Annotated in this window: 18 protein-coding genes; 7 read left to right on the forward strand and 11 right to left on the reverse strand. The window is 65.0% G+C overall.

Translation table 11 applies throughout. From position 1 onward, the window contains the following. The first annotated feature begins 61 nt into the window (after nt 1–61). Entirely contained in the window at nt 62–871 is an 810-nt protein-coding gene (locus AB4Z42_RS25990) for a FadR/GntR family transcriptional regulator (RefSeq protein ID WP_442012118.1), read from the forward strand. 10 nt (nt 872–881) lie between these two features. Then, nucleotides 882–1595: an SDR family oxidoreductase gene (locus AB4Z42_RS25995; RefSeq protein WP_442012119.1), complete on the forward strand. Its 714-nt coding sequence runs from the start codon at nt 882–884 to the stop codon at nt 1593–1595. Nucleotide 1596: 1 nt separating this feature from the next. On the opposite strand, the gene AB4Z42_RS26000 is transcribed toward AB4Z42_RS25995, so the two are convergent. The 4 genes from AB4Z42_RS26000 to AB4Z42_RS26015 are packed head-to-tail and all read right to left on the reverse strand — an operon-like array spanning nt 1597 to nt 4580. After that, nucleotides 1597–2025: a hypothetical protein gene (locus tag AB4Z42_RS26000; protein WP_442012120.1), complete on the reverse strand. Its 429-nt coding sequence runs from the start codon at nt 2023–2025 to the stop codon at nt 1597–1599. Continuing rightward, nucleotides 2009–3178, reverse strand: coding sequence for an amidohydrolase family protein (locus AB4Z42_RS26005; RefSeq protein ID WP_442012121.1), 1170 nt, complete (start codon nt 3176–3178; stop codon nt 2009–2011). Before AB4Z42_RS26005 ends, AB4Z42_RS26000 begins: the two co-directional genes overlap by 17 nt. Beyond that, the gene (locus tag AB4Z42_RS26010; protein ID WP_442012122.1) at nt 3175–4227 is read right to left on the reverse strand and encodes an amidohydrolase family protein; all 1053 of its coding nucleotides are present in this window, start codon (nt 4225–4227) and stop codon (nt 3175–3177) included. Before AB4Z42_RS26010 ends, AB4Z42_RS26005 begins: the two co-directional genes overlap by 4 nt. Continuing rightward, a complete protein-coding gene (locus AB4Z42_RS26015; RefSeq protein WP_442012123.1) occupies nt 4224–4580 on the reverse strand; it encodes a Rieske (2Fe-2S) protein in 357 nt (118 codons plus the stop codon). The genes AB4Z42_RS26010 and AB4Z42_RS26015 overlap by 4 nt, the downstream gene beginning before the upstream one ends. An 86-nt stretch (nt 4581–4666) precedes the next feature. Between AB4Z42_RS26015 and AB4Z42_RS26020 the strand changes: the two genes are divergently transcribed. Then, a complete protein-coding gene (locus AB4Z42_RS26020) occupies nt 4667–5875 on the forward strand; it encodes a cytochrome P450 (RefSeq protein WP_442012124.1) in 1209 nt (402 codons plus the stop codon). Continuing rightward, the gene (locus tag AB4Z42_RS26025) at nt 5872–7029 is read left to right on the forward strand and encodes a Zn-dependent alcohol dehydrogenase (RefSeq protein ID WP_442012125.1); all 1158 of its coding nucleotides are present in this window, start codon (nt 5872–5874) and stop codon (nt 7027–7029) included. Before AB4Z42_RS26020 ends, AB4Z42_RS26025 begins: the two co-directional genes overlap by 4 nt. Nucleotides 7030–7033: 4 nt before the next feature. Here the strand turns inward: AB4Z42_RS26025 and AB4Z42_RS26030 are convergent, their stop codons facing one another. Genes AB4Z42_RS26030 through AB4Z42_RS26060 form a run of 7 tightly spaced genes read right to left on the reverse strand, consistent with a single transcriptional unit; the run spans nt 7034 to nt 12872 of the window. Beyond that, on the reverse strand, nt 7034–8569 hold the full coding sequence (locus AB4Z42_RS26030) for an acyl-CoA synthetase (RefSeq protein WP_442012126.1): 1536 nt from the start codon (nt 8567–8569) through the stop codon (nt 7034–7036). A 9-nt stretch (nt 8570–8578) separates the two neighbouring features. Then, complete coding sequence (locus AB4Z42_RS26035) at nt 8579–9442, reverse strand: enoyl-CoA hydratase-related protein (RefSeq protein WP_442012127.1); 864 nt, start codon at nt 9440–9442, stop codon at nt 8579–8581. Between the two features lie 13 nt (nt 9443–9455). Continuing rightward, nucleotides 9456–9692 carry a biotin/lipoyl-containing protein gene (locus AB4Z42_RS26040; RefSeq protein WP_442012128.1) on the reverse strand — a complete coding sequence of 79 codons (237 nt, stop codon included), beginning with the start codon at nt 9690–9692 and terminating at the stop codon, nt 9456–9458. Next, nucleotides 9685–10683, reverse strand: a complete 999-nt coding sequence (locus AB4Z42_RS26045; protein WP_442012129.1) for an alpha-ketoacid dehydrogenase subunit beta — start codon at nt 10681–10683, stop codon at nt 9685–9687. The genes AB4Z42_RS26040 and AB4Z42_RS26045 overlap by 8 nt, the downstream gene beginning before the upstream one ends. 11 nt (nt 10684–10694) lie before the next feature. Further along, nucleotides 10695–11633 (reverse strand): thiamine pyrophosphate-dependent dehydrogenase E1 component subunit alpha, encoded by a 939-nt coding sequence (locus tag AB4Z42_RS26050; RefSeq protein ID WP_442012158.1) that lies wholly within the window; start codon nt 11631–11633, stop codon nt 10695–10697. Between the two features lie 38 nt (nt 11634–11671). Next, complete coding sequence (locus tag AB4Z42_RS26055; protein ID WP_442012130.1) at nt 11672–11992, reverse strand: hypothetical protein; 321 nt, start codon at nt 11990–11992, stop codon at nt 11672–11674. Between the two features lie 13 nt (nt 11993–12005). Beyond that, complete coding sequence (locus tag AB4Z42_RS26060; RefSeq protein ID WP_442012131.1) at nt 12006–12872, reverse strand: mycofactocin-coupled SDR family oxidoreductase; 867 nt, start codon at nt 12870–12872, stop codon at nt 12006–12008. A 158-nt stretch (nt 12873–13030) separates the two neighbouring features. Here AB4Z42_RS26060 and AB4Z42_RS26065 point away from each other — a divergent pair, with 158 nt between their 5' ends. Genes AB4Z42_RS26065 through AB4Z42_RS26075 form a run of 3 tightly spaced genes read left to right on the forward strand, consistent with a single transcriptional unit; the run spans nt 13031 to nt 16475 of the window. Continuing rightward, nucleotides 13031–14188 carry an acyl-CoA dehydrogenase family protein gene (locus AB4Z42_RS26065; RefSeq protein WP_442012132.1) on the forward strand — a complete coding sequence of 386 codons (1158 nt, stop codon included), beginning with the start codon at nt 13031–13033 and terminating at the stop codon, nt 14186–14188. Next, nucleotides 14185–15258: an acyl-CoA dehydrogenase family protein gene (locus AB4Z42_RS26070; RefSeq protein ID WP_442012133.1), complete on the forward strand. Its 1074-nt coding sequence runs from the start codon at nt 14185–14187 to the stop codon at nt 15256–15258. The genes AB4Z42_RS26065 and AB4Z42_RS26070 overlap by 4 nt, the downstream gene beginning before the upstream one ends. Beyond that, nucleotides 15255–16475 carry a CaiB/BaiF CoA transferase family protein gene (locus AB4Z42_RS26075; RefSeq protein WP_442012134.1) on the forward strand — a complete coding sequence of 407 codons (1221 nt, stop codon included), beginning with the start codon at nt 15255–15257 and terminating at the stop codon, nt 16473–16475. The genes AB4Z42_RS26070 and AB4Z42_RS26075 overlap by 4 nt, the downstream gene beginning before the upstream one ends. Nucleotides 16476–16483 lie beyond the last annotated feature (8 nt).

Genomic DNA, 16483 nt, shown 5'->3' on the forward strand with positions numbered 1-16483 from the left:
TCAGATAGCGATCACGTAGACCCCAGGTAGCGGGCCTTTCACTGTTAGCATTGTTGGCAATATGACCACGTTGGGAATTGGCCCGGAGGCTCGGCGCCGGCTCGGCTCGCGCCGGACGGCCGAGATCGTGGCGGACGAACTCCGCAGACAGATCATCGACGGCGAGCTGGCCGACGGCGATCTGCTGCCCCGCCAGGAAGTGCTCGTCGAGCAGTTCCGGGTCAGCCTGGTGTCGTTGCGGGAAGCCCTGCGAATCCTCGAGACCGAGGGTCTCGTTTCGGTGCGCCGAGGCAACCGCGGAGGTGCCGTCGTGCACGCGCCCGCGAAAGCCAGCGCGGCCTACATGCTCGGACTCCTGCTGCAGAGCGACACCGTGCCACTGGCCGATCTGGGCGCCGCGCTACAGGAACTCGAGCCCATGTGCGCGGCGCTGGCGGCGCGGCGTGCCAACCGCGGCGATGAGCTCGTTCCGAAGCTCAAAGAGATCAACGCGTCGATGGCTGAGCACATCGAGGACGGCGCCAAGTTCACCGAGATCGGTGGACAGTTCCACGACGAGGTCGTCCGCGGCTGCGGCAATCACACGATGATCGCGGTGGTGGGCAGCCTCGAGACGCTCTGGACCGGTCACCTCAACTGGTGGGCCCAGGAGACCACGGCGCGCGGCGAATACCCGTCGATGAGCCAGCGCCGCATCGCCATGTCGATTCACAACAAGATCTCCGACGCCATCGAAGCCGGGGACGGCGAGCGTGCCCGCAAGCTTTCGGCCCGTCACATCGCCGACACCCAGACCTACTTCAGTGCAGTCGATCCCGAACAGCGGATCGTGGCACTGTCGCCGCAGGCACTGGCCCGACGCGGGTACTAACCGGTGGCCTGTGCGTAACGCCCTGGTCACCGGCGGAAGCGGTGGAATCGGAAACGCATGCGGGCGCAAGCTCGTCGAACTCGGCTACGACGTCGTCCTGACCGCACGTCGCGAGGCACCGCTGCGCGCCGCGGCCGCCGACATGGGTGCGCGCTACGCCGTCGCCGACGCGGCGCAACCCGAGACGTTCGCTCCCGCGGTCGAGGCGTTCGACGAGATCGACCTCGTCGTGCATGCCGCGGGCATTCTTGGCGGAACCTATGCCCGCAAGCAGACTTTCGCTCAGTGGCGCGCGACGATGTCGGCGAATCTGGACTCGTGTTTCGTGGTGACCTCAGCGGCGTTGCCCAAGATGAAGGCAGGCTCGCGCTTCGTGTTCATATCGTCGTCGGCGGCGCATGAACCCATGCTCGCGCGCACGGCCTACTCGGCGTCGAAGGCCGGCATGAATGCGTTCGCGGGCGCACTTGCCCGTGAGGTCGACCGGGACGGCATCAATGTGCACATCGTCACGCCGGGGCCTGTCGAGACCGAGATGCTGCAGGACGTGCCGTTCGAGATGTATGCGATCCGTGCCGGCGATGTCGCCGACGCCGTCGCATGGCTGGACACCCTCGACCCGTCCGTCGACCTGCCCGAGATCCGCTTGAACGCAATCACTCGCGGCCCCCACGCCCGCGACCCCGTGGTTCCGCTGGAGGCCGAGCGCCGCACCACGCGCTGAGTCACTCGGCGAGGTGCACCTGCGACTCCATCTGGTGGAAGATGCGCAGCCGGTCGCCGCGGCGGACAAGCAGCCACGTGATCCAGCTGGCTCCCGTCCGTTCGCCGCCCGCCTCGGTGCTCCGCAACCGCCACCGGCTCAGCACGATGGCGCGGACGACGGTGTCGTCCACCACGTCGAACTCGTGCAATGTCGATGAGACGGTCGCCGACGTGAGCCTGGCCGCCACCCTCGCCCAGTGTCGTTCGAGTTCGTCGTTGCCTATCAACGGTGCTGGGTACTCGTCGCCAACGTAGATCGGCGCGGGATCGGCACGCTCCCAAAGGTCGCCCAGCGCAACGAGATCCAGGCTTGACCACCGCTTGTCGTAATCGCGGACCAGGTCGGTCAGTGCCGATGCGACGGCGTGCCCGTCAGACGGCGACGTCACCCGCGCCCGGCAGTTCCGAAGGAAGCGCCTTGACCGTCGACGGCAGGCCGTACAGCGCCGTGGCGTTGCCGCGCATGATCCGCTCACGCTGGTCGGCCGGGAACCGCCTGATCGCCCAGTCCGGAGAGTCGTAACTCCAGTGCGGGTAGTCCGTCGAGAACATGATGTTGTCGCCCATATCCATCAACTCGAGGTATTGGCGGTACTCGCCGAGGTCGACTTCCTCGAGTGGTTGCGTGGTGAACCGCACATGCTCACGGACGTAGTCGGACGGCTTGCGGCGCACATGCGGTAGATCTGCCTTGCGCTGCTCCCAGATTCGGTCCATCCGCCACATCGCGGGCAGTGCCCACGTGAAACCGCCCTCGACGAACACCACCCGCAGGTCGGGATGGCGGTCGAAGGCTCCGTCGAACACCAGGCTCATCAGATGCGACACGTACAGCAGCGGCCACGACGCGAAGAAGTCGTGCCAGTGCGCCGGGTTGCCGACCGGGTAGATCGGGATCAACTCAAACGGTGTCTGCCCCATCAGGTGTGTGGCGACGGGAAGACCATTTCGGGCCGCCGCGGCGTACATCGGGTCGAAATGCGGGCTGCCGAACGGGATCCCACGAGTCTGTGGTGTCATCAGGACTTCGGCCATGTACGGATGCCCGGCCCAGCGCTCGATCTCCCGCGCCGCCGCGTCGGCGTCCTGGGCGGTGACACTGATCGCACCCCGCCACCGGCCGTGCCAGTTGTTCTCGCCGAGCCAGACGTCGGCGAGCCAGTCATTGTGGGTGGCCTTCAGGATGTGTTCGGCCTGCGGCAGCTGCGCGTCGCACATCGGTTCCAGGACAGCGATACTCACACCGGCATCGACCAGCAACTGCTTGGCGGCGAAGTCCGGATCGCTGCCCGCGACACCGCCTCCCGGCGGGCCGGCGTCGACCCGCAGCGAGTTGGTCTTGTAGGAGTCCGGCGTGTCGTAGAAATGTGGCACCGGCGACACCGCATTGCCGGTCGGCCACAGCTTGTCCTTCCACTCCGGGGGTGCGTAGGACTTGAGCACTTCGCCCGACACCGGCAGCGGGTGGACGTCGGTGTCGACGATCGTCACGGCGATGTCCCGTGCGGCGGTGGTCTCCTGAACATCCTCGACAGTTGTCATGTCAGGCTCCCTTCCACTTCGGAAACTCCGAAGAGCTCGCTTGCGTTGCGCCACAGCACTTTCTCCCGCTGCGCACTGCTGAGACCGGCGACGGCGGCGTCGGGCCTGGTTGTCGACCAGTGCGGGTAACTCGACCCGTACATGAGCAGGTCGGCCTTATCGGTGAAGTCCATCCACCGTTCGGCCTGGTCTTCCTGCGTCGGCCCGTCCAGCGCGGATGTACAGAACCGCACGTGGTCGCGCAGATATTCACTGGGAAACCTGTCCACCCAAGGGGTTTGGTCCCGCATCGACATCCAGAACGTGTCCAGCCGCCACATCAGTGGCGTGAGGATGTCGTAGCCGCCGTCGGCGAAAATGAACCGCAGGTCGGGGTGCCTGCCGAACATCCCGTCGATGATCAGCGTCGCCAGGTGGACGAACGAGTTCAACGGCATGAACGCGCCGTACCCCGGATAGGTGTAGGCGTGACCGGCGAATGTCGGCGCATGGTCGACGCCGTTGCCGCCGTTGATGTGCACGGCAACCGGCAGGCCATGCCCGGCGGCTGCCTCCCAGATCGGCTCGAACATCGGCTTGCCGTACGGCTCGCGCGATTGCATCGGGACACCGACCTGCACCATCTTCGGATGGTCGGCCAATCGCTCGATCTCGGCGACCGCACCCCTGACGTCCTCCGGGTTGACGCGGATGGTGCCGCGGAAGCGGTCCGATGTGTCCGGCTCAAGCCAACGGTCCAGCAGCCAGTCGTTGACCGCGGCGCAGATCCGGCTGTTCAACAGGTAGTCGGCGATGTTGCCGCGCGTCAGCGGGTTCAGGATCGCGTAGTCGGCACCGTTGTCGTCGAAGAGATGACGGGCCACGGTTTCGGGGTCCGACCCCGGATAGCCGTCGCCGTACAGATCCTTGCGGTAATCCCCGCCCGGCGCCTGATACCACTGCTGTTCGACGTCGGGGATCGCGCGCAGCTTGTGCGGGGCCGACAGGTAGCGCCGGATCTCGGCGTTGTACCGGAAATGCGGCTGGACGTTCGCGTCGATGATCGTCATGCGGTCAGAAACACCTGTCCGTCGGTGATATCTACCTCGTAGGTGCGAACCCGCTTCTTCGGATCCGCGAGACTTTCCCCTGTGGTGATGTCGAATTCCCACTGATGCCATGGGCAGCGCGCGATCTGACCGTCACGCACGTGGCGAATCTGATCGGGCATCTCGGGGGCGTATTCCGTGGTGCCTCTGGTGTAGCCGAGACATAGCGGAGCGCCCTCGTGTGAGCAGTAATTCGCGATCGCATAGAGCGCGCCGCCGATGTTGTACACGCCCACGCCGAACTTGCCGGCCTGCACCAGTTTCATGGTTCCCGGCGGCAGGTCTTCGATCGCGCACACCGGTTGGCGCTGCATGTGACCTCCACTTCCCTTGACCTAGAATACTAAAATAGTAAAGATAGAGCGACCCACTCGCCAGATGCTGCCGCCGGGAGGCATGTGTGACCACCAGCACCGACGCGCACGACCAGCCGCAAACGCCGGACTTGGTGAACGATCCCTACCCTCACTTCGACCACATGCGCAGGACAGAGCCGGTATGGCGCGGCACGCTCATGGAGAGCGACCTGATGCCCGAGGAGCTCAAGAACCCTGAGAACTGGACGTTGTTCGACTTCGACAGCGTCTTCACGGCCTTCCGCGAGGACACGGTGTTCGCCTCGGAGATGTACAACCAGACGATCGGACTGGTCTTCGGACCGACGATCCTCGGCATGGCGGGCAAGCAGCACCACGACCATCGCAGCCTGGTGAGCAAGGCGTTCAAGCAGAGCGCGCTCACTCAGTGGGAACCCGAAGTGATCGATCCGATCTGCGATCGGCTGGTCGACGAGTTCAAGGACGACGGCGAGGTCGATCTGGTCAAGGCGGTCACGTTCGAGTTCCCGACGCGCGTCACCGCGGCACTCCTCGGCCTGCCGCAGGAAGACCTCGAGATGTTCCGGCGGCTATCGCTGGACTTGATCTCCATCACCGAAGACATCGAGGCGGGACTGAACGCGTCGGTCGAACTCGGCACCTACTTTCAGCAGCAGGTGGATCAACGACGAAGCAAGCCGACCGACGACGTCATCGGCGACCTCGTCGCCGCCGAGATCGACGGGGAGAGGCTCACCGACGAGGCGATCATCTCGTTTCTGCGCCTGCTGCTGCCCGCGGGACTGGAGACCACCTACCGCTCATCGGGAAACCTGCTGCAGCTGTTGCTGACTCATCCGGACCAACTCGAGGCAGTCCAGCGCGATCGCGACCTCATCCCTGCCGCGATCGAGGAAGGGATCCGTTTTGAGACCCCGCTGGTCCTGGTGGCGCGCAACACCACCCGCGATGTGGAGATGCACGGTAAGACAATCCCCAAGGACGCGTCGATCACCTTGTGTATGGGCGCGGCCAATCGCGATGAGAAGCGGTGGGACAACCCCGACAAGTTCGACATTCACCGACCGCGGCGGGCGCACATCTCCTTCGCGGGCGGCATCCACAGCTGCCTTGGGATGCATCTGGCGAGAGTCGAAACGCGGGCGATGCTGACCAGCCTCTTCGATCGTTTGACGGATTTCCAACTTATCGAGGGCGAGGATACGAAGATTGTCGGTATGCCGTTCCGCTCACCGACGCGCCTACCCGTGACCTTCCGCACCATCGCATGAAAAGCCGCGCCGCGATCCTGCACGACATGGGTCAGTCCTGGTCGGTCGAAGAGTTCGAGCTCGACCCGCCCCGCGCGGGCGAAGTGCTCGTCGAGATGGCCGCCGCCGGGCTGTGCCACTCCGACGAGCACATCCGCAATGGCGACATGTCGGCGTCCAATGAGGTGATGGAGGCATACGGCCTGCCCTCGATGTTCCCGTTGATCGGCGGCCACGAGGGCGCGGGTGTGGTGGCCGAAGTCGGCGAGGGCGTCACTGCGTTCGCGCCCGGTGATCACGTAGTTTCGTCCTTCGTCGCCGTCTGCGGCAGCTGTCACTGGTGCAACTCCGGCCAGGAGTACATCTGCGATATGGGTGCGCAGGTCATGATTCCCGGTATGCCGACGGACGGAACCTTCCGCCATCACACCGCGGACGGCCGGCAGCTCGGCCACCTGTCGAAGGTCGGCGCGTTCTCCAAACACACAGTGGTGTCGATGGATTCGATCGTGAAGATCCCCTCGCATCTGCCACTGCTTCCGATGGCGTTGTTGTCCTGCGGGATTCCGACGGGCTACGGCTCGGCGGAGAACCGTGCCAACATCAAGACCGGCGACACCGTGGTCGTCATCGGTGTCGGCGGCATCGGCACCGGCGCCATCCAGGGTGCGCGCATCAACGGTGCGGCGCAGATCATCGCCGTCGACCCTGTCGAGTTCAAACAGAAATCCGCACTGGGATTCGGTGCCACGCACAGCGTCGCGACCGCCGAGGAAGCCGCCGACCTGGTTCGCGACCTGACCGCCGGTGTGATGGCCGACAGCGTCGTCGTCTCACCGTCGCTGATCTCCGGCGAGGACGTACAGGCGGCGCTGACGCTGACCCGCAAGGGCGGGACGTGCGTCCTGACGGGCATGACCAAGCAGCTCACCAGCTCCGTGTCGATCAACCTGCAGGAGTTCATCCTGTGGAACAAGAACCTCGTCGGCACGGTGTTCGGCTCGTGCAACCCCAGAGTCGACATTCCCCGCTTCGCGCGGCTGTACGAGTCCGGGTTGCTGCAACTCGACGAGATGATCACGCGGCGCTACCGACTCGACGACATCAACGAGGGCTACCAGGACCAGTTGAACGGCGAGATCATCCGCGGCGTCATCGATTTCAGCCTGGACTGAAGCGTCACAGGATGCGCGACGTGCGGCCCTGCCAGTAGCGGTCGCGGATACGACGCTTGTACAGCTTGCCGTTGGGATCGCGCGGTAACTCGGGATCGAATTCGATTGTGCGCGGGCACTTGTACGTGGCGAGGTGCGCCCGGCAGTAGTCGATCAGTTCGGCCTCGAATGCGGGTCCCGCCTCGACTCCCCCGACGGGCTGTACGACGGCCTTGACCTCCTCGCCGAATTCGTCGTTCGGCACCCCGAACACCGCCGCATCCACGAGCTTCGGGTGCATCACCAGAAGGTTCTCCACCTCCTGCGGGTAGATGTTCACCCCGCCCGAGACGATCATGAACGTCGACCGGTCGGTCAGGTACAGGTAGCCGTCCTCGTCGACATAACCCATGTCCCCCAGTGATCTCCAGCCACGGTCGTTGGACACCGACGCGGTCTTGTCCGGATCCTTGAAGTATTCGAACTCCGGCCCACCCTCGAAGAAAAGTTCTCCGGATGCGCCGATTGCAACCTCGACGCCCTGTTCGTCCAGAACGTGGACGGGAGTGATCGACTTGCCCACCGACCCCGGATGAGCGAGCCATTCCTGCGGCCCAATGCCGGTGCCCGCGAACCCCTCTGTCCCCCCGTAGTACTCGTGGATGACGGGACCGAACCAGTCCATCATCTTGTGCTTGACGTCGACGGGGCACGGGGCGGCGGCATGGATCACGCACTGCAGGCTCGACAGATCGTAGGCACCGCGCAAGGCATCGGGTAGTTTCAGCATCCGCACGAACATGGTCGGCACGAACTGCGCGTGGGTGACGCGGTGGGTCTCGATCAGCCGCAGCACCGTCTCGGCGTCGAACTTGCGCATCAGAATCGAGGCCGCACCCACCCTGTGCACAGCCATCGTGTAATTGATGCCCGCCGCGTGGTAGAGCGGCGCAGGCGACAGGTACACGCTCGACGCGGTCATGTCATAGCGCTGCCCCAGCGAGTATTCGAGCACCTTCTGCGCCCACGATCCCCCGCCATCGGTCGGCAGCGGCCGGCGAACCGCCTTGGGGCGTCCCGTGGTCCCCGACGAGTAGAGCATCTCGGACCCGTCGGAGATCGGCGGCGCCTCGCCCGTGGAAGACAACGCGTCGCGGTACGCGCGCCAACCGGGTAGCGCGGCGCCGACGCTGATATGCACCTCGACACCCGGGTTGGATCGAAGAAGATGCTCTGCCAGTTCGGCCATCGACTCGTCGATGAACACCGCCTTGGCTTCGGAGTCGGTGACGACATAGGCGACTTCGTCGGCCGTGAAGTGCGTGTTGACCGCGCTGTAGTACAGCCCCGAAAGCTGGCAGCCCCAGGTGATCTCGAAGAACTCCGGACGGTTGGGCAGTATCAGCGCGATACCGTCGCCCGGCCGTAACCCGGCCTCGTGGAGCACGGCCGCCACCCGCTGGCTGTTCGCGTACAGCTCGCCGTAGGTGATCACCCCGCCTTCCGCAATGACCAGGGCTGCAGAGTCCGCGGCGCTGGTCGCGTGGTCGGAGATGTTCACAGGGGGCGGCTACGTAGCGGCGCCGTCCGTGGACGCGGCCGCTTGCCGTTTGGCCATTTCGGACGGCAGCACCTTGTCCTTGAACACACGCTGAATCAGTTCCTGCACATCCTTGCTGATCGATGCGAGCGCGACGAGGTCGTTGGAGCTCTGCCAGTGCACCCGCATACCCATCAGCTCCCACGCCCGCTTGAGATTGGCCTTGGTGAGCATGAGCGTCGTCAGCGGAGCCTGGGCGATATGGCGCGCAATCGCATCGACCCGGTCGTCGAGGTCCTCGCGCTTGACCACCTCATTGACCAGTCCGACCTCCAGCGCCTTCTTGGCGTCGATCACCTCGGCGGTGAACAGGTAGTACGCCGCCCTGCGCCAGTTCATGAAAACCCATGGCTCGATCGAGCATTCGCCCGACGGCATGCCGAAGCCCTGCAGCGGCGGGTACGAGAAGTAGGCGTCCTCGGAGGCGATCACGATGTCGGTGGTCAGTCCCATGTGTGTGCCGCCGCCCACGCAGTAGCCGTGCACCTGCGCGATGGTCGGCTTCGAGAACTCCCACAGGTTCAGGGTCGGTTTGACGAACAGATCCGACTGCGCCTTCCACGGGTGACCCGTCACCATGGCGTTCTCCACGAACATCGGGTAGTCGGTGGCGTTGTCGCCGATGGCATGACCCGAGCAGAAGCCCTTACCGTTCGCCTTCAACACCAGGACCTTGATGTCGTAGTCACGATCGGCGTCCAGCAGAGCGGCGTCGACCTCCTCGGCAAGTTTCTGATCCTGGGCATTGGCCTTCTCCGGCCAGTTGAGCGTGATCTTCGCGATCGCGCCGTCCTTCTGATAGATGATCCGTTCGCGGGTCTCGTTGAGATCCATTGGCTACCTTTCGTTATGACGTGATGACGCCGATTTCGGCGCCGATGTCGTAGGTCGTTCCGATCTGTCCGGTCCATTGCACGGTGCCCGATGCACCCGCCTCGATCTCCTGTTCCACCTTCTCCGTCGCGATCACGTAGATGGGTGTCCCCTCCTCGACATGCTCTCCGGCGCTGACCAGAAACTCGGTGAGCTCGGCTTCCGATACGGCCACCGAGACCCGCGGGATGCGAATGACGAAGTCAGCCATGCGCGCCCGCGGTCGAGAGTGTCCGCTGCGCGGCGTCGACGATCCGTGCCGGCGACGGATAGAGCTGCGCCTCCAGCGCGGCGGCCGCCGGCGTGGGGACGAACCGTGCGGCCACCCGCTCGATCGGCGCGGTGAGCTCATTGAAGCATTCCGCCTGCAGCGTGGCGACGATCTCGGCACCCGGGCCCGCGAACTGGACGGCATCGTGGACGACGACCGCTCGTCGGGTGCGACGCACCGACTCGACGATGGTCTCGATGTCCAGCGGCACGAGGGTCCGCAGGTCCACGACCTCGGCGTTGACGCCCTGTTCCTGCAGTTGCTGGGCGGCCTTCAGACATTCGAGCACGCTGCGGCCGTAACTGATGAGGGTGACGTCAGACCCGGGACGCTTGACGTCTGCCTGTCCGAGCGGAATGGCGAAGCCGGGATCGGTTGGCACTGAGCCCTTTTGACCCTGCAGACGGATGGTCTCGACGAACAGGCATGGGTCTTCGTCGAAGATCGCCGACGTCAGCAGCCCCTTACCGTCGCGGGGCGTCGAGGGGATGATGACCTTCATACCCGGGATGTGCATGAACCAGGCTTCCAGCGTCTGCGAATGCGTTGCGCCGGTGGCCAGCCCGCCGTATACCTGGGTGCGTACGGTGATCGGCGCCGTCGTGCGGCCGGCCGTCATGAACCTCAGTTTGGCGGCGTTGTTGATCAGCTGATCAGCCGCGATGCCGATGAAATCCATGATCATGATCTCGGCCACCGGCAGCAGTCCGTCGATCGCCGCGCCGATCGCAGCGCCGACGATGGCGGCTTCGGAGATCGGTGTATCCAGCACACGGTCGTGCCCGTATTTCGTCGACAGCCCGGCGGTCGGGCCTGAGGCGCCGGGGTCGGCGATGTCCTCACCGAGCAGGAACACTCTGTCGTCGGCTGCCAGCGCCTGATCGAGTGCGAGGTTCAGCGCCTCGCGCATCGTCATTTCCTTCTCGTCCATGGGCGTCTCCCTCAAACCGGGTAGTGGATCGGGGACGCGTACACGTCGCGGTCGAGTTCGTCGATCGACGGCGCCTCGGCGCTGATGACCGTCCTGAGTGCCGACTCGACTTCGGTCAGGGCGCCCTCGTCGATGCTGCTGAGTTCATCATCAGTGCATATTCCGTTGTCTATCAGGTATTTCCGGAATCGTGGCACCGGATCAGCCTCCATCGCCGCTGCGAGTTGGTCCTTGGGGATGTAGGGCATGCGGTCGCCGAAGTAGTGGCCGCGGAACCGGAAGGTGACGCATTCGACGAAGGTCGGACCATCGCCGTTGCGTGCCTTGCCGATCGCTTCGGCAAGGACCTCGATCACGGCGAGTGGATCGTTGCCGTCGACCTGGACACCGGGCATGCCGTATCCGGCCGCCCGGTCGGCGACGCGCTCGAGCTTCATGGTGTCGCGAGTGGGCGTCATCTCCGCATAAAGGTTGTTCTGGCAGACGAACACCATCGGCAGGTCCCACAGTGCGGCCATGTTCGCGGCCTCGTGGAACGACCCGGTGTTCGTGGCGCCGTCACCGAAGCTCACGACCGTGACGCGGTCCAGGCCTTTGCGTTTGGCGGCCATGGCAAGGCCCGCCGCGACCGGCGGTCCGGCGCCGACGATTCCTGTCGACAGCATCACGCCCTTATCGGGATTCGCGATGTGCATCGTGCCGCCCTTGCCGCGGCTCGCCCCGACGGTGCGTCCCATCATCTCGCCGTAGATCTCTTCCAGCGGTACACCCTTGCCGATCAGGTCGTGCAACCCGCGGTAGGTGGTCACCAGCTGGTCATCGTCGCGCAGCGTCACTCCCATGGCGGCGGCGATCGCCTCCTGACCGCGCGACGGCCAGTACACGCACATGAACTCGCCCGTACCGATGCCCTTGGAGAGCCGGTCGTCGGCGGACTTCATCAACACCATCAGCGCATAGACGCGCCGCTGCAGATCTGCGGAGAATGTCACTGGCCCAGCGACCCGATCTCGCGGTACACCTTGGGAATCGGTTTCGGATCCATGGCGAGGTTCTCCATTCCGGTCATTTTGCCGCTGGCGCCGAGTTCGCCGAGGCGCGCCACGGCCGCATCGAGGTCGTCGCAGTCGAGCTCGTAAATCGCGATGAAGGGGCCGTCTCCGTCGTTCGGCGCGAACCTGCGCGCGGACACAATGCCCTCGACAGAGAGGATCTGCGCCAGATGCGTGTCGTTGTACCACTTGTGGTACTCGGCTTCACGATCCGACGAGGCAGGCATCGTCTCGACGTACATGATTCCCTTTGGCATATCTACACCTCCACTACACGCCCGACCACGGCTTGATCTTCAGGAAGCCGCCCGCATCCACGCGCAACTGCTGGCCGGTGACGTAGCGGGCGGCATCGCTGGCCAAGAACAGCACGGCTTCGCTGATGTCCTCGGGTTCGACGTAGGGAATCGGCATCCCCTGGATCATCGGGAACACGATTTCGGCATCCTCGCGGGTCGGATTCGGCAGGTCCGGCCGGAACGCCTTGTACATCGGCGGGCTGTGCAGCATATCGGTGTTGACGTTCGTCGGGTGGACGGCGTTAACGCGGATCTGCTCCGGCGACAGGGTGCGGGCCAGATCGTTGACATAGTGTGCGACAACCTGTTTGGCGAACGCATAACCGGCGCCGCCCGGTCCGCCTTCCATTCCGCTGGTGTTCATCGCCGTTGCCATGAACGCCGCAACCGAACCGGTGGCGATGATCGACGCGCCTGCACTCAGATGCTTGATGCTGGCATGGATGAGATTCATGACGCCGATGAGGTCGACGTCGACGGCGTCGACGAATGCCTGCGGCGGAAGGCCGGCGGTCATCGGGCAGATGCCGGCGTTGGCGACCACGATGTCGAGTTGCCCGAACTCCGCGACACCGCGGTCGATGGCTGCCGCCAGGCCGACGCGATCGCGGACGTCGGCTATCTCGGTGTAGGCGCGCTGACCTTCCTTCTCGACCAGCCTGGCGGTCTCATCGAGGTCCTCGGGCCGTGCCAGCGGGTAGTCGTTGGTCTCGATGTCGGCGCAGATGTCGACGGCGATGATGTCGGCGCCCTCTGCAGCCAGCGTTCGCGCATGTGAACGCCCTTGACCGCGGGCGGCTCCACTGATGAGCGCCACTTTGCCCGTCACTCTGCCCATGGCCGACCCCTTCTGCGCGTGACGGCCCGACGGCAAGCGGCCGCCCCGAAATATCCCCGATATCCGTGCCGCAACATCGCTGCAACTGTAACCGCAGCGGTAGCTATACTACCTAAAATTATAAAGAAACCAATCCGGCCGATCGCGAACAGGACACCGTGGACTTCTCATATCCGGCGGAGGTGGAACCGTTCCGCCAGGAGCTCCGTGCGTGGCTGTCGGCGAACCTGACGGATGAGATGAAGACGGCCGACCGGCGTCGCGGCCGCGATCCAGAGGCGTTCGAAACTCTGCGCCAGTGGGATGCGACGGTGGCCGACGCAGGTTGGGGCGCGGTGTCGTGGCCGACCGAGTACAGCGGGCGCGGGGCGACGGTGCTCGAGCAGTTGGTGTACGCCGAGGAGACCACGCGGGCGCGAGCTCCTATGCCGCTCAATGTGATCGGGATCAACAACATCGCACCCGCGATCATGCAGTACGGCACGGATGCTCAAAAGCAGCAGCTTCTCCCCCGGATGGTGCGTGCCGACGACATCTGGTGTCAGGGCATGTCCGAGCCGGAGGCGGGCAGCGATCTGGCATCGCTTCGAACCCGTGCAACACGCGACGGCGACGATTTCGTCGTCAACGGCCAGAAGATCTGGACGTCGCTGGGGCACCGAGCCGACTGGTGTCAGCTGTACGTACGCACCGATCCCGACGCCTCCAAGCACAAGGGCATCTCCTGCCTCATTGTTGACATGAAGTTGCCGGGCATCGAGGTCCGGCCGTTGGTGACGATCAACGGCGCCGCCGATTTTGCCGAAGTCTTCTTCACCGACGTCCGTGTCCCCGCCGACGCCCTGCTCGGTCCGCTGAACTCTGGCTGGCAGGTCGCCACCACGACGTTGAGCCACGAACGCGCGGGCGCCGCGCGACTGTACGCGCAAATGGAGCTGCAGCTCGCCGATCTGGTCGCCGACCTCGCGAAGCACGTCGTCGACGGTCGGCCCGCACTGGAGAACAGCGCGACGTTGTGCCGGCTCGGCGAGGTCGCCGTGCGTATCAAGTACCTCGAGTTGTTGTGTAAGCGCTCGATATCGGCGATGTTGCACGGTGGCGATGCGCTCGGATCGGCCAGCCTGGCGAAGAGTGTGTGGGCCGAGCTGGGGCAGGAGCTCGCCGAACTCGCGTACGACGTGTTCGGACCGCTCGGCAGCGGCGGCCGGTGGATGGACCGTCGGCTCGCGTCACGCTCGTTGACCATCGCCGGTGGGACGACGCAGATCAACAAGGGCATCACGGCGACCCGCGTGTTGGGATTACCAAGGCGATGAACCTCGAACTCGACGACGAGCAGGTCGCACTGCGCGACACAGTGCGCCGCTACCTGGCCGAAAAGGCAAGCCTGACAACTTATGTTCGCCCGCTGCTCGATGATGCGGCCGTCGGCGGCGATGACGTCTGGCGCGGACTTGCGGCGATGGGCGTCACCGGCTTGCTCATCCCCGAGGAGTGCGACGGCGCGGGCATGACGATGGTCGAAGCAGGGGTCGTCGCCGAGGAACTCGGGGCCGCGCTGTACCCGGGTCCGTGGTTGTCCTCCGCCGTCGCGGCGACGCGTGCACTGATACGCACGGGGGCCGACGAGAGTGCGGCCGGACTGCTGACCGCAATCGCGGCGGGTTCCACCATCGCCACCGTCGGTCCGCTGTCCGGACCGCGGCCGACGGCCGTCGACGGCGCGACACTGCGCGGAACCCTCACCGGACTTCCCGATGCCGCTGCCGCCGACGTCATCCTGGTGTTCGCCGACGACGGCGACGGCACCCACCTCTACGCCGTCGAGACGTCATCGCCCGGCGTGGCGGTGAATCCGAGCGCCCACATCGACCCGACGCGCAAACTGTCGGATGTCGAGTTCGACGGTGCGCCCGCACAACGGCTCGCGCCGGCGTCGGCCGAAACCATCAGCGCAGTCGTCGACGACGTCATCATTGCCAACGCCGCCGACGCACTGGGTGCGGCCACCGCCGTGATGACTCTCGCCATCGAATACGCCAAGGTCCGAAAACAGTTCGACCAGCCGATCGGAAGCTTCCAGGCCGTCCAGCATCTGTGCGTCGACATGTATGAAGCGGTGGAACTCGCGCGCAGCGGCGTGATCCACGCACTGTGGGCCGCCGACGCAGCCGAACCCGCAGAACGGCATCTGGCAGCGTTGCGCGCCAAGGCATTCGCCGGGCAACTGGCGGCAGTCGGCGATACGGCGATCCAGGTGTTCGGCGGAATCGGCTTCACGTGGGAGCACGACGCGCACCTGTATCTGAAACGACTGTTGGGCTGGAGTGGATTACTCGGAGCGCCCGACCGTTATCTCGAGGCAGTCGGGAAGGGGTTGCAATGACCGGAGTTCTCAGTGGTGTGCGCGTCGTCGAACTGGCGTCGTGGACATACGTGCCCTCAGCGGGTGCGGCGATGGCGGACTGGGGCGCCGATGTCATCAAGGTTGAAGACGTCAAGGCGGGTGATCCCGGCCGGGCGCTGGTCATCGGCGGCTTCACCAAGGAGAACGCCCGCGCACACATCGATTTCATTCTCGAGATCGGCAACCGGGGTAAGCGCAGCGTCGCCATCGACATCAAATCCGACACCGGCCGCGAGTATTTCGGGCGCCTGCTCGCCACCGCGGATGTGTTCCTGACCAACTGGTTGCCTGCGGTGTTGGAGCGCGCTCGGCTGACGGTGGAGGACATCCGCTCCTTCAATCCGAACATCATCATTGCACGCGGCACCGGCACGGGTGTCCGCGGACCCGACCGCGACAAGGGCGGATTCGATGCCGCCACCTACCTGTCGCGCGGCGGGGTGTCGTACACGATGACACCGTTCGGCACCGAGACTCCGGCCGTGCAGGGGCCCGGATTCGGTGACCTGCAAGGCGGCATCACCCTGGCGGGCGGTGTGTGTGCCGCGTTGTTCCACCGTGAACGCACCGGGGAGCCCAGCATCGTCGACTCATCGCTGCTGGCTCAGGCGATGTGGACCATCGCGCCGTCGATCTCGGTCGCCGACCTGTTCGACATGGACGGCATCCCCGGCGCACCACCGGGTCTGGCGATCAACCCGCTCGTCAACCGCTACAAGACGCGCGACGGCCGCTGGATCCAGATGGTCTTTCTGCAACCCGACCGCTTCTGGGCTGGCTTCTGTGAGCGGATCGGCCTGCCCGAACTCGCCACCGATGAGCGGTTCGTCCCGTCCAGCAACCTGATCGCCAACGCCACAGAAGCGTGTGGCCTCGTCGGGGACAGACTGGCCAGCGAGGACCTGGACCACTGGCGCACGGTGCTCGCGGACGAACCGGGCGTGTGGGCCGCGCTGGCGACGCCCAAGGAGACGCTCAACGATCCTCAGGTCAGGCCGAACGGATACGTCGTCCCCAATGTCGACGATCAGGGCAACGAATACCAAATTGTGGCCGCACCAGTGCAATTCAACGAAACACCACCTGTGGCGGCCCGCGCACCCGAACATGGACAGCACACCGAGGAGATCCTGCTGGAACTCGACCTGGACTGGGACGACATCTCGGCGGCCAAGGACAGCGGCGCGATCCTGTAGGAGAAGGC

It is taken from the genome of Mycobacterium sp. 2YAF39 (assembly GCF_052114565.1).
Taxonomy (GTDB): domain Bacteria; phylum Actinomycetota; class Actinomycetes; order Mycobacteriales; family Mycobacteriaceae; genus Mycobacterium.